This is a genomic window from Arthrobacter sp. V1I7 (assembly GCF_030817015.1).
Lineage (GTDB): Bacteria > Actinomycetota > Actinomycetes > Actinomycetales > Micrococcaceae > Arthrobacter.
The window spans coordinates 3,729,583-3,742,292 of record NZ_JAUSYS010000001.1 but is presented as its reverse complement, the minus strand read 5'-3'; the positions used below and the strand labels follow the sequence as shown (position 1 = coordinate 3,742,292).

The window sequence follows — 12,710 nt, the reverse complement described above, 5'->3', positions numbered from 1 at the left end:
TTGTTGTGGACTGGTTCAAGGCTTTGCCTCCGTTAGGGGGTCGGTATCCCGCGCGGCGAGTGTCATGACGGCGTCCTGCGTGGCATCGGCGGCTGAGAGTTCGCCGGCAATTTCGCCGTCGCGCATCACAAGAATGCGGTCGCTCATTCCGAGTACCTCGGGAAGCTCGCTGGATACCATCACGACCGCGCCGCCGGCAGCCGTGATTTGGTTCATCAGTTCGTAAATTTCCACTTTGGCGCCCACATCGACGCCGCGGGTGGGCTCATCGAGCAGCAGAACCGTGGAGCCGGCCATGATCCAGCGGCCGAAGACAGCCTTCTGCTGGTTGCCGCCGGAGAGGGACCTGATGGGTTGGTCGATGCTGTGCATCCTGATCCGCAGGGTCTTGGCTATCTCCTCGGCCTTGCGTCGCTGGCCGGCAAAGTCCGCCAAGCCCAGCGTCGAGCTGGATTTCAACGTGGCGTAGCCAAGGTTTTCGTTCACGGAGGCGTCCAACACCAGCCCCTGGACCTTACGGTCCTCGGGAACATGCCCGACGCCGGCAGCAATCGCCGCTCCGACGTCGCCTTTGGGGAGCCTCGTGCCGCGTATGCTCACGGTCCCGGCGTCGTGGCGGTCGACGCCGGCGATAGCGCGGATGACCTCCGTTCGCCCTGCTCCGACCAGGCCTGCGATTCCTACGATTTCGCCGGCCTTGACGCTGAAGGAGATATCGCTGAACCGGCCCTTCGAGCTCAGTCCTTCGACGCTGAGGACGTTCTGGGCTGAGGCGTCCTCCCCGGCGCGTCGCGGAAACTGCTCGTCGATGCTGCGGCCAACCATCAGCCGGACCAGTTCGTCTTCGGGGGTTGAGCCGGGCACTTCGGCGATGAACTCGCCGTCGCGCAGTATGCAGACGGAATCGCCGATCTCGGCAATCTCCTCCAGGTGATGGCTGATGAACAGCATGCCCACCTGGTGCGTCCGGAGTTCCTCGACGACCCGAAACAGGCTCTCTGTTTCATGCTTGGTAAGGGCCGCCGTCGGCTCATCCAAAATCAGCACTTTGGCGTCAATGCTCAACGCCTTGGCGATTTCCACCAGCTGCTGCTGGGCGATTCCCAATTCACCGACCAAAGTGTCGACGTCAACGTTGAGACCGATGCGGTCCAGGGCAGCCTTCGCTTGGCGGCGCAATTCACGCCGATCCACCAAGCCGTACTTCTTCGGTGTGCGCCCCAGCATGATGTTCTCAGCAACACTCATGCTGGGCACCAGATTCAATTCCTGGTGGATGGTGGCAATGCCGTGAGCTTCTGCCGCACGGGTATTGGGGAGCGTGACAGCTTTACCGTCAATAAGAATCTGACCGTTATCCGGCTGGTAAACGCCGGCCATGATTTTGATCAGGGTGGATTTACCTGCCCCGTTTTCGCCGAGGAGCACCTGTACTTTGCCTGGGTAGACGTTGACGGTGACGCCTTTGATGACGGCGACGGGGCCGAAGGACTTGCTGATGTTTTTCAGCGTGACCAGTGGCTGGCCGGGGTTCTGCGCCACGTCGCGGTTGGCGGAGGGATCAGTCATATCAATTATTCCTCTGGGGGTTCAGCGGAGCCGGAAAGCGGTGGGAGGAGGACTCGCGGATGATGAGCTCACTTGGCAGCGAGACGGACGCAGGTTGTTCGCCGCCGATGACGTTCACCAACAGTTCGACGGCAATCCGGCCCATGTCTTCAACGCTGTGCGAGATAACGCTCAACGGGGGATTGAGCAGAGAAAACCAATCGATATTGTCGAACGCTACGAGGGCAATGTCCTGGCCGATCCGCACGCCCCTCTCATGCAATTTGGAGACGGAACCAGCAGCCATGGGGCTGTCGGCTGCGAGGATGGCCGTGGGCGGGTAGTCGAGCTGAAGCAGCCGCTCAGTGGCGGCTGCGCCGCTCGCAATCTGGAAGTCCCCGAATACTGTCAGCGCCGGGTCGTGGTCGAGTCCCGCCGTACCCAGCGCAGCAATGAAAGCGCTGTGGCGCTCCCGGCCGGTGGAAATGGATTGCGGTCCGGCGATGTAGCCGATCCGGCGGTGCCCCTGGTCCGCAAGGTGCGCCACGGCCTGCTTTATTCCATCGCGGCTGTCCGTCGTGACGCTGGGGACATCAACACCGTCCACCCTTCGGTCCACAAAAACCATCGGGATCCCCCGGGTGAGAAGCGAACGGATGGAACCGCTGCCATCACCTTGAGGCGCCACAATCACACCGTCCACACGCTGATCAATGAGCGTATCGAGGAAGCGATTCTGCTGGTCTTCGAGTTCATTGGCGTTGCCGAGCAGGATTACGTACCCCGCTTCAAGAGCCGCCTGCTCTACTGCGTGCGCCAGATCGGCGAAAAACGGGTTGCGCACGTCCGAGACGAGGAGACCAACAACATTGGTTCTTGTGGAGCGGAGGCTACGGGCCTGGGCGTTGGGGCGGAAGTCCAACTGCTCGACGGCGGCGGTCACCCTTGCCCTGGAAGCACTGGACGTCGCGGGGTGTCCGGACAGCACTCGTGATGCTGTGGCAGGGGAGACTCCGGCCAGTGCTGCGACATCCTTGATGGTGACAGTGCTCATCGCAGACACTCCTTCGTGTGGGCCGTGCCGGGCTGCTAATTCTTGCCGGGCATCCTTGGAATCGTTTCCATGGAATGGATTCCACGAGTTTAGGACTCAGCAGTGGATTGTGTCAAGCGTCACGAGCAGGGGAGGGTTCTGGACAGCGACGGCGGCCGGCCACCTTCTCAAGGAAGGTGGCCGGCCGCCGTCGTACCGTCCGGGTTCTTAAACTTTCGCTCCACTGAGCAGCTCATCGAGCCGCTCGTAGCCTTGGGACATACCGCTCTCCATCCCGGACTGTGCCATGCCGTCGCGGGCTTCTATTGTGGGGTAGACCGAGTGGCCGGTGAGCCGGGTGCGTCCGCCCCCGAGGTCTTCCAGGGTCAGGAACTCGATGCTCACCACGTCCGGGTAGCCGTCGAACTCGAAGGTCTGGATGGCAAACTCGTTTTCCCTGACAGTGTGGAAGACGCCGCTGAATCCGTAGGCGCTGCCATCCGGTGCCAGGTGGCTGTAGCGGTAGCTGCCGCCGGTCCGGAAGTCGTAGTGGTCGATGTCCATCTTGTAGCCCCGCGGACCGAGCCATTGGGCGATCAGCTCGGCCTCCTTGTGGGCGCGGAAGACGTCGGCAACGGGAAAATCGAACTCCCGCTCGTAGTCGATGAAGGGCAGGCCCTCCGGAACGTTGACTTTCAGGGCGTTGGTCATGATCAAAAGTCCTTTGCCTCTGTGCCGCGTGCCCGCGGCGGTGGATGTGAGCACGGCGTCCAGGCTGCGGAACTGCCCCTCGCGGACCAGCCGGTACTGGTCGATCCATGCGGTGAGCGCCTCCAGCCGTGCGGGATTCAGGTGGACGGGCCGGCGCTGGGCATCACGGGTGCGCGTGACCAGTTGCGCCTGCTCGAGGACCTGGATGTGTTTCGAGACCGCCTGCTTGCTGATCGCGAAAGGTTCCGCCAGTTCATTCACGGTGGCCGGGCCCCGGCTGAGCTGGGAGATGATGCTGCGACGGATGGGATCGGCCAGGGCCAGGAACGCCGAATCAAGGTGTTCGTCGTCGCGGACTGGCACCGGAATTGCACCTCCGTCCGTCATATGGTCAACCGCTACGTTGATCAACCTCTTGGTTGTTTAAGGCTACTGCCGGCAGCTTTTCTCCGCAATGCCCTTTTGGGTGAAATCCTTGAAAAGCAGAAGCGGGTAGCCCGATCGGACTGTTACCTTCTTCCTCTTCGCCCTGCTGGGTATCGGGGCGATCCTGTTTGCCGCGAAGTGCATCCGGAGACCAAGGACAAGAGCCTCGAGGACCTGGAGCATCACTTCAGGCAACTCGCCGCCGCGTAGCCCGGGGCGGTGAGCCGCAGGCTGGCAGCCAGAAGCTGAAGCCCGGGCTGGCAGTGCGAGCCTGGAAGCCCGGGGCTTCCAGGCTCCGGCTTCAGACCCCGGGTTGAGACGCCGGGTTCAGACGCGGGATTCAGACCCCGGCGTGCAGCCGGGGGAGGGCGTCGACGAGCGGCGCCAGCTCCGGGATCTCCTGGGCCTGGGCCAGTGCCCGCTCGAGGGTGGCGTCGTGGGCGGGCCGGGCCTGCTCCAGCAGCGCAATGCCACTCGGGGTGAGCTCGGTATAGATCCCGCGGCGGTCATCGGCGCACAGGATCCGGGTGAGCAGGCCGCGGTCCTCGAGCCGGTTGACCAGGCGGGTCGTGGCGCTGGCACTCAGGGCCGTGGCGCGGGCCAGCTGCTGCATCCGCATATGCCAGCCGTCCTGCCGGCTCAGCGCGTCCAGTACGGTGTACTCGACCACGGACAGCTGGGCTTCGGCCTGCAGCGAGCGCTCCAGCTCGGCCTCGATCAGCCCGTGCAGGGCCGCCAGGGTCCGCCAGCCTTGCGCCCGAACCTCGACGGCGTCGTCCTTGATGCCCATGGTTTCTTCCCTTCCCATCGGCCAGTTCCTAACGGAGCCGGCGCAGTCAAAGTAGTTGCTTGCGCGCTGTATCTGCTTGTGCAATGATAAACAACGCGTCTGCAACTACTAGCTTACGCCGGACAAATCTTTCCGTACAGTCTTGAAGGAGCTTAGCCATGCCTATTGGCCTGATTGCACTCGCCCTCGGCGGGTTCGGGATCGGACTCACCGAGTTCGTCATCATGGGCCTGCTGCCCGAAGTAGCGGCCGACTTCCGGGTCAGCGAGGCTACCGCAGGCTGGCTCATCTCCGGCTACGCGCTCGCCGTCGTCGTCGGAGCGCTGCTCCTGACGGCCGCGGTGACCCGTATCGAGCGAAAACCGGTCCTGGCCGTACTGATGGTGGTCTTCGTAGCAGGAAACATGGTCTCGGCGATCGCGCCCGACTACTGGACCATGATGGCGGGCCGCATCATTGCCGCCCTGTCCCACGGTGCCTTCTTCGGCATCGGAGCTGTGGTCGCGGCCAGCATGGTTGCCCCGACCAGGAAGGCCGGCGCCATCGCCATCATGTTCACCGGGCTGACGGCGGCCAATGTACTGGGCGTCCCGTTCGGCACGATGCTGGGCCAGGCCGCAGGCTGGCGGTCCACGTTCTGGGCCATCACGGGCATCGGCGTGCTCGCGCTGGTCGGCATTCTGGCCCTGGTGCCCAAAACGGGATCGGGCACGACCGACTCTTCTGCCTCCGGCGGACTGCGCGGTGAACTGCGCGCCTTCCGCTCCGGCCAGGTCTGGCTCTCCATCCTGGTCACGATCCTGGGCTACGGCGGCATGTTCGGGGCCTTCACCTACATCGCCTTCACGCTGACCGAGGTCACGGGCTTCGCCGCCGCCACCGTGCCGTGGCTGCTGATCCTGTTCGGCGTGGGCCTCTTTATCGGCAACACCGTCGGCGGAAAGGCCGCAGACAAGAACGTGGACCGCACCCTGATCGTGGTTCTCGCCGTCCTGGTCGGGGTGCTGGCGGTCTTCGCCCTGACGTCGGGCAGCCAGCCGATGACCATCGCGTCCATGGTGCTGCTGGGCGGCTTCGGCTTCGCCACGGTCCCCGGCCTGCAGATGCGGGTGATGAAGTACGCCAACAGCGCCCCAACCCTGGCTTCCGGCGCCAACATCGGCGCCTTCAATGTGGGCAACGCCCTTGGAGCATGGATGGGCGGCGTGACCATCACTGCCGGCCTTGGCTACACCTCGCCGATCTGGGCCGGTGCCGTCATCACCCTGCTGGGCCTTGGCGTGATGCTGTTCGCCGCAGCCAAGGCCAGGCGGAACGACGCCGCTTCAGTCGCCGTCGGCGTGGGCAGCCCCGACCAGGAGCTGCAGCGGACCTAGCCACGACTCACCGGGGCAGAGAGTTGCGGCACACCTCCACGAAGCCACGGAACGGCGCCAGCCGCTCCGCGGCGGGCAACTCCAGCGCCTCGGGGTGCCACTGGACGGACGCCACCCAGCGGTCCGGATCCTCCAGCGCCTCGATCGTGCCATCCTCGGCCACCGCTGTCACCGTGAGTCCCCGGGCCACCTGGGCTACCGCCTGGTGATGGCCGGAGGCAATCTTCACGGTCACGGTGCCGGACGTGCTCCCATACAGAGCGGCCACTTTGGAGCCGGGCTGCACCTCGACCTCGTGCCAGGCCCAGGGCCCGGCCCCGTGCACCGGGGCGGGCTCGTGGTGCACCACGGGGCCGGGCGTCATGTCCTGGATGAGCGTTCCGCCGTAGAGGACATTGAGGAGCTGGTGTCCCCGGCAGATCCCGAGCACCGGCAGCCCGGCGTCGATCGCTTGCCGTGCCACGCCCAGGTCCAGCTGGTCCTGGGCCTGGTTGACGTCATAACAGGCTCCGCCGGGTTGCTCGCCGTAGAGCCGGGGGTCCAGATCGCCGCCGCCGGGAAGGACGACGCCGTCGAGCGCCTGGTGATCCGGGTCCGCCAGTTCGCCGGGCGCCGGTACCGCGGCAAGCAGCACCGGTTCGCCGCCGCCGTCGCGCACCAGCTCCACGATGTAGTCGAACAAGGCATTGGCCTCACCCACCCTCGGGTCCGGGTCCGGGTCCGTTGAGCCGCTCAGGCGGACGGGAATACCGATGCGGGGCCGGCTGCTGCGGGGGAGGGGCGGAATCTGCATGGTTCATTCTGCAACAGATCGGCCGGACTAGGATTGCCGGATGAACAACAGATACGTCGTGTCCCGCAGCCGCTTGGTCGCGGCCGCTCCGGAAGCCATCTTTGAGGTACTCGCCAGCCCTGCGCTGCACAGCGTGATCGACGGCTCGGACACAGTCAAGGGCGCCCAGCCCCGCGGCCCCGAACGGCTGGCCCTCGGCACCAGGTTCGGCATGGAGATGAACGTCCGCGTGGACTATAAGATCCTCAACACCGTCTGCGAGTTCGAGGAAGGGCGCCGGATCGCGTGGCGGCACTTCTACGGCCATGTCTGGCGGTACCTCCTCGAGCCCGCCACCGACGACGCCGGCCGGCCCGGCACCCTGGTGACCGAACAGTGGGACGCCCGGCAGGTCCGCGGGAAATTCCTTCTGCGGCTCGCGGGTTACCTGCGCCGCCACCCGGCCAACCTGGAAAAGACCCTGGCCAAGCTCGACGCATACCTTTCGGCCGCCGGGCACGATTCTGACAACGCGGCGGTTTCCTGACGCTAAGGGCCGCGCTGATACGGGCCGTGGCATTGCCGGGTCCCGGTCCGTCCGGTGGCTTCTGTAATGTGGATGGCACCGGGAGCAAAAAGACCGGGAGCAAAAAGCAAGACTGAAGGTGGGAACCACGATGGGCCGCAGGACACTCGTTGACGATCTCGTCGACGGCCTGCTCGCCGACATCCTTGACGGCAAACTGCAGCCCCACGAGGCCATTCCGCCCGAAGCCGACATCGCCAAGGCCTACGATGTCAGCCGTCTCACGGTGCGCGAAGCGCTGAAGGCCTTGCGGGCGCAGAACATCCTCTACGTGAAAGCCGGCCGCGGAACTTTCGTCAATCCAACCGACAACTGGACCGGGCTGGACGCGATCTTCAAAGCCGCCTCGTACGGCAGCGGAGCGGAGCAGGTGGCCGTGGGGCTCATTGAAATGCGCCGTATGGTGGAAACCGGGGCGGCCGCGCTGGCGGCAAAACGCCATACTTCCGAGCATGCCAAACAGATGCGTGAGTGCATCGCGGATATGAAGCGCTTTCATGATTCCGGCAACCTGGATGGCTTCGTGATGGCGGACATCGGCTTCCATGACGCGGTGTTGAAGGCCTCCGGCAATCCTTTTATCCGGGCGCTGTTCGCACAGCTGGGTCAGCTCCTTTACGTGAAGCGGCGCGAGACGTCAGCCGTCGAAGAGATCCAACTGCATGCCATTGAGTACCACCAAAGGGTGATGGACAGCATCCTCAGCGGCGACGCCGAACTGGCCCGCCGCGCCATGGACGAACACATGGACCAGACGTACCGGGACTACGAACGCTACGTGCATAACGCTGCATCCTGACGTAACAACTGACACCAGCACAGGCTTGACGTAATCCACGCCACTCTTTATGCTTTTTCTCATGTCCTTTCGTCAGATGTCTGACATCTGACTCAACGCTAGCTGATTCAGTTCCATCTGGATTGAACCTCCCAAATATCCCTCCGGATTCCCGTCACCATCGCAGGTGCCGGCTTCCGTTAGACAGAAGGTCGATGATGACTTCACTCTCCTTAAAGTCCGCCGGACTCGGCGAGCTCGGCGAGCGTACGCTCCGCAAGGTCCGCCGGCGCGTTATGCCTCTGATTGTCCTGCTCTACTTCATTGCGTACCTTGACCGCAACAATGTGGGCTTCGCCAAACTGACCATGAGCGAGGACATCGGCCTGACGGCCGCGGCCTACGGTCTTGGCGCCGGTATCTTCTTCCTGGGCTACGCGCTCCTCGAGGTGCCCAGCAACGCCGGTATGTACCGCTTCGGCGCCCGCAAATGGCTGGCCCGCATCCTCATCACCTGGGGCATCTTCGCCACGGCCATGGCCCTGGTGAACGGCGAAACCACCTACTACGTCATCCGGTTCCTGCTCGGAGCCGCTGAAGCAGGCTTCTTCCCGGCTATCCTCTTCTACCTCACGCTGTGGTTCCCCGCCGCCCAGCGCGTCACGGTACTGGGCATCTTCATCCTCGCCCAGCCCATCTCCAACGCCCTCGGCGCCCCGGTCTCCGGACTCCTGCTCCAGATGGACGGCATCATGGGCCTGCACGGCTGGCAGTGGCTGTACATCATTGAAGGCATCCCGGCCATTCTCCTCGGCATACTGACCCCCATCCTCATGACGGACCGCCCCCGCGACGCCAAGTGGCTCAACGCGGACGAACGCGAATGGCTCACCACCACCATGGATGCCGAACTGGCAGCCAAGTCCAAGGGCGGCAGCCACAACTTCCTGGCCGGCCTCAAGGACAAGCGCACCCTGACCTACTCTGCCCTGTACTTCGGGCTGGTCTGCGGCATCTACGGCCTGGGTCTTTGGATGCCGACCATCGTTGCCGCCTTGGGCAAGTTCTCCACCGCCCAGGTCGGGTTCATCGTTCTCATTCCTTACTCCATAGCTGCCGTCTTCGTATTCTTTTGGAGCAAGCGTGCGGACAAGACCGGAAAGCGTGCCTGGCACAGCTCGGTCAGCATGGTTCTTGCCGGCATGGGCCTGCTTGCTGCAGGATACCTGCTCCCGGTCAATCCCATCCTCGCCCTGATCGCCCTGACCGCCGCGGCCATGGGTATCTACGGCGCCATCGCCCCGTTCCTGTCCATGCCGTCCGCGGCGCTCACCGGAGCAGCCGCTGCTTCCGGCCTGGCCCTGGTCAACTCACTGGGTAACCTCGGCGGATTCGTGGCCCCGTACGCAGTCGGCCTGCTGAACGATGCCACGGGCAACAACCAGAGCGGCCTGCTGTTCCTGTCCTTCTGCCTTTGCGTCACGGCGGTGGCCACCTACCTCTATGCACGCAAGCGCCCCGAAGGCGATGCGGCGCTGGATCCGGCTGTAGCGGCCGCCGTCGCCCCCGACGCTGCCCCCGCCAAAGTCTCCTAATCCCCGAAATTCCGAAGGAAAACACGCAATGACCTCAACCACTTTCCCCTCCGAACGCACCGTTGTCCTGACCGGCGCGGCGTCGGTTCGTGGCATCGGCCGCGCCGCCGCTGACCGTATGGCCAGCGAGGGATGGTCCATCGCCATCCTGGACATCAACGCGGAGGACGCCAAGGCGGCTGCCGCGGAGATCGGCTCCAACCGTGCCGTCAAGGCGATCGGCGTCGGAGCCGACGTGTCCGATGAGGCGTCCGTTGACCGGGCCATCACCGAGATCGAAGCCTCACTCCCGCCGATCGTTGCCCTCGCCAACCTCGCCGGGATCAGCTCGCCGACGACGTTCATGGAGACCACGGTGGAGGAGTGGGACAAGGTGTTCGCCATCAACATGCGCGGAACCTTCATCGTTTCCCAGCGGATCCTCAAGGGCATGATCGAGCGCAAGCTCGGTCGCATCGTCAGCATCTCGTCCATTTCCGCCCAGCGTGGCGGCGGCACGTTCTCGAAGGTCGCCTACAGCGCGACCAAGGCCGGGATCCTCGGGTTCACCCGTGCCCTGGCCCGCGAAGTCGGCGAGTTCGGGATCACGGTCAATGCGATTGCCCCCGGCCCGATCGACACCGACATCATGGGGGGAACCCTCACCGATGAGCGCAAGGCCCAACTGTCCGAGGGCATCATGATGGGCCGGGTCGGCACCCGCGAGGAAGTGGCGGCCCTGATCGCCTTCCTGCTCGGGCAGGATTCGGGCTACATCACCGCGGCCACTTATGACATCAACGGCGGCCTCCAGGTTTCCTGACCGGGACCTGGACCTGGGACTGAACCAGGAACGGGTGCCCCCGCCGGTTTTCCGGCGGGGGCACCCTCCTGTTAACGCCGGGCCCTCTGAATCCAGGGCTCCTCTACGGCAAGGCTACAAATCCTTGCGGCACTGCGCGCGGCCCAGTTCGTGCAGGCCGTTCAGGTCGCCGTCGGCCAGGCCGTCGGGGGTCCCGATCTCCGGGTACATCAGCTGCAGCGGGTCATCCACATGCTCCAACCCCATGACATGGCCCAGTTCGTGCAGGATCACGGCAGTGGCATACTCGGCGCCGGCCGCCCGGCGGAGGTCCTCGGTGATTTGCGGGGCGTCGAGCTCGAGGCTGCCGGTGACGAAGCTCCTGGGGCCGTCGCCAAAGCTGAAGTGCGTGCTGCCCCCGGTGCCGATGACGGGACCCCTGAGCTGCGGCGCCTGTTCCGGCGTGGTCCACGCGATCAGCAGCGGGGCCCACCGCTCGCCGTAGGCGTCCTTCTGATACGGCGCGCGGGACTGGCTGGGCGCCTCCGTGGTGGGGCCGTCGTTGATGAATTTGATGCCGGTCGCGCGGGATATCGAGTCGATGGCGTCCTCGACAAGGCGCTCTGCGCCTTCCGGCTCGAGTTCGGAATTCACCACATAGTGCAGCGGGCGGCATGGCGAATAGCCCACCGGCCTGCCATCGTCATTCGTGGCAAGGAAGTTATACGAATCGCTGGCGCCAGCCGGTGTCTCCGGCCGGCCGAGCGGCTCGGCTTGTTCCTCGAACCCCGGCGGGGGAGCGTCGATTCCCGGAGCAGCGGCGGGAACCCCTGGTGGGTGGCCGGCCTGCCCGGTGACCGGCCGGGCGGTGTTCGGGTCCGCCGTCCGGGCGTCCGCTCCGGCGCCGCGGTTGACCTCGAAAAGTCCCATGAAGCGGGGGTCGCCGTAGATGAGCCCGGCGGCCAGGAAAGCGGCGCCGGCGATCACAGCGGCCGCCGCCAGGTCGCGGAAGATCCGCCAGGTGGTTCGTGAGCGGCTGTGCCGCGGCGTCCGGTCCCGGAACTCAGGACCGTCCACTAAGCGATCACCGCGCCGAACGCCATCCCCAACAGGTACGTCACGCCCGCAGCGCCCATGCCGATGGCCAGCTGCCGGACTCCACGGGTGGTCGGTGACGTGCCGGACAGCAGTCCGACGATGCCGCCGGTGAGCAGCAGCGCCACGCCTACCAGCACGGCGGACACCGCCAGGGCGGCGAGGCCGGTCATGCCGAGGAGGAAGGGGATGATCGGCACGATGGCGCCGGAAGCGAAGAAACAGAAGCTCGACGACGCCGCACCCCAGGCCGTGCCGACGGCCTCGTGCTGGTCCTGGGCCCCGGGCAGCTCGGGATGCAGTGAGAGGCTGGGGTCGCAGTCACAGTCCAGCAGGCCCATCCGCTCGGCGACGCGGTGCTCGGCGGCCTCCCGGGACATACCGCGGGCAAGGTAGACGAGCAGGAGCTCATTGTGCTCGATGTCCAGCGACGGCGCGGCGGCCAGGGTGATCTGGGTGGGGCGCGTCGCGGCGAGCAGTTCCCGCTGGGACCGGACGGAGATGAACTCTCCGGCGCCCATCGACAGTGCTCCGGCCAGCAGTCCGGCAATGCCGCTGAGGAGGACCACGGAGCTTCCCACCCCCGAGGCGGCCATACCCATCACGAGGGAAAGGTTGCTGACCAGCCCGTCGTTGGCCCCGAAGACGGCCGCGCGGAACGTGCCGGCGAGGCGGTTGCGGCCTCGCGTGGCGAGCCCGCGGACAACTTCTTCGTGGATCTGTTCGTCCGCGACCATGGCGGGGGTCGCGGACGGGTCGGCGGCGTACGGCGAGCGGCTCTCGGCGCGCTGGGCCAGGGCCAGAACGAAGACCGAACCGAAGTGGCGTGCCAAGAACCCGAGCAACTGGCTGCGGAGGGATGCGGGGCGGGGACGGCCGGCCTGGTCGCCCAGCAGCTTGAGCCAGTGGGCCTCGTGGCGACCCTCGGCCTCGGCCAGGGCAAGCAGGATGGCCCGTTCCTCGCCGGTGCGGTTCTGCGCCAGGTCCCGGTAGACGGCGGCTTCGGCACGTTCGTCCGCGAGATGCTGCCGCCAGCGCTTGATGTCCGCGGGGCTCGGCGACGAGTCCGGCTGGCCGGCGCGGCCGGCCGCTTCGGCGCTGGCTTCGGAATCGTGGCGGTCCGGGTTGAACGGGTCAGATTTGGCGTGCTGGGACACGTAAACTCCTGGGCTTGATAGGGCATGGTCCGGCCCCATTGCTCACCCAGCCTACCGCGTCT

The 12,710-nt window shown here is 65.4% G+C and carries 12 protein-coding genes and 1 pseudogene; 5 read left to right on the top strand and 8 right to left on the bottom strand.

Going from position 1 to position 12,710, the window contains the following annotated elements; translation table 11 throughout:
- Positions 1-15: 15 nt before the first annotated feature.
- The 5 genes and pseudogenes from QFZ69_RS17145 to QFZ69_RS17125 form a co-directional block, all read right to left on the bottom strand.
- Positions 16-1,569 (bottom strand): sugar ABC transporter ATP-binding protein, encoded by a 1,554-nt coding sequence (locus QFZ69_RS17145; protein ID WP_306913042.1) that lies wholly within the window; start codon positions 1,567-1,569, stop codon positions 16-18.
- Position 1,570: 1 nt separating this feature from the next.
- Positions 1,571-2,602, bottom strand: coding sequence for a LacI family DNA-binding transcriptional regulator (locus tag QFZ69_RS17140; RefSeq protein WP_306913041.1), 1,032 nt, complete (start codon positions 2,600-2,602; stop codon positions 1,571-1,573).
- Positions 2,603-2,809: 207 nt separating this feature from the next.
- Complete coding sequence (locus QFZ69_RS17135; protein WP_306919485.1) at positions 2,810-3,292, bottom strand: SRPBCC family protein; 483 nt, start codon at positions 3,290-3,292, stop codon at positions 2,810-2,812.
- A 2-nt stretch (positions 3,293-3,294) separates the two neighbouring features.
- Positions 3,295-3,679 (bottom strand): annotated as a pseudogene (locus tag QFZ69_RS17130) (ArsR/SmtB family transcription factor).
- Positions 3,680-4,058: 379 nt separating this feature from the next.
- Positions 4,059-4,508, bottom strand: coding sequence for a MarR family winged helix-turn-helix transcriptional regulator (locus tag QFZ69_RS17125; RefSeq protein WP_306919484.1), 450 nt, complete (start codon positions 4,506-4,508; stop codon positions 4,059-4,061).
- A 158-nt stretch (positions 4,509-4,666) separates the two neighbouring features.
- Here QFZ69_RS17125 and QFZ69_RS17120 point away from each other — a divergent pair, with 158 nt between their 5' ends.
- Positions 4,667-5,884 (top strand): MFS transporter, encoded by a 1,218-nt coding sequence (locus tag QFZ69_RS17120; RefSeq protein WP_306913037.1) that lies wholly within the window; start codon positions 4,667-4,669, stop codon positions 5,882-5,884.
- A 7-nt stretch (positions 5,885-5,891) separates the two neighbouring features.
- Here QFZ69_RS17120 and QFZ69_RS17115 read toward each other — a convergent pair whose 3' ends face one another.
- Positions 5,892-6,677 carry a gamma-glutamyl-gamma-aminobutyrate hydrolase family protein gene (locus QFZ69_RS17115; protein ID WP_306913035.1) on the bottom strand — a complete coding sequence of 262 codons (786 nt, stop codon included), beginning with the start codon at positions 6,675-6,677 and terminating at the stop codon, positions 5,892-5,894.
- 40 nt (positions 6,678-6,717) lie between these two features.
- Between QFZ69_RS17115 and QFZ69_RS17110 the strand changes: the two genes are divergently transcribed.
- From QFZ69_RS17110 to QFZ69_RS17095, 4 genes are all read left to right on the top strand, one after another.
- Positions 6,718-7,203 carry an SRPBCC family protein gene (locus QFZ69_RS17110; protein WP_306913033.1) on the top strand — a complete coding sequence of 162 codons (486 nt, stop codon included), beginning with the start codon at positions 6,718-6,720 and terminating at the stop codon, positions 7,201-7,203.
- A 130-nt stretch (positions 7,204-7,333) separates the two neighbouring features.
- The gene (locus QFZ69_RS17105) at positions 7,334-8,041 is read left to right on the top strand and encodes a FadR/GntR family transcriptional regulator (protein ID WP_306913031.1); all 708 of its coding nucleotides are present in this window, start codon (positions 7,334-7,336) and stop codon (positions 8,039-8,041) included.
- A gap of 194 nt (positions 8,042-8,235) precedes the next feature.
- Entirely contained in the window at positions 8,236-9,615 is a 1,380-nt protein-coding gene (locus QFZ69_RS17100) for an MFS transporter (RefSeq protein ID WP_373461714.1), read from the top strand.
- Positions 9,616-9,643: 28 nt separating this feature from the next.
- Positions 9,644-10,417, top strand: coding sequence for an SDR family NAD(P)-dependent oxidoreductase (locus tag QFZ69_RS17095; protein WP_306913029.1), 774 nt, complete (start codon positions 9,644-9,646; stop codon positions 10,415-10,417).
- A 114-nt stretch (positions 10,418-10,531) separates the two neighbouring features.
- On the opposite strand, the gene QFZ69_RS17090 is transcribed toward QFZ69_RS17095, so the two are convergent.
- Together QFZ69_RS17090 and QFZ69_RS17085 are read right to left on the bottom strand one after the other, a co-directional pair.
- On the bottom strand, positions 10,532-11,473 hold the full coding sequence (locus QFZ69_RS17090) for a matrixin family metalloprotease (RefSeq protein ID WP_306913028.1): 942 nt from the start codon (positions 11,471-11,473) through the stop codon (positions 10,532-10,534).
- Entirely contained in the window at positions 11,473-12,648 is a 1,176-nt protein-coding gene (locus QFZ69_RS17085) for a VIT1/CCC1 transporter family protein (protein ID WP_306913027.1), read from the bottom strand. The genes QFZ69_RS17090 and QFZ69_RS17085 overlap by 1 nt, the downstream gene beginning before the upstream one ends.
- Positions 12,649-12,710 lie beyond the last annotated feature (62 nt).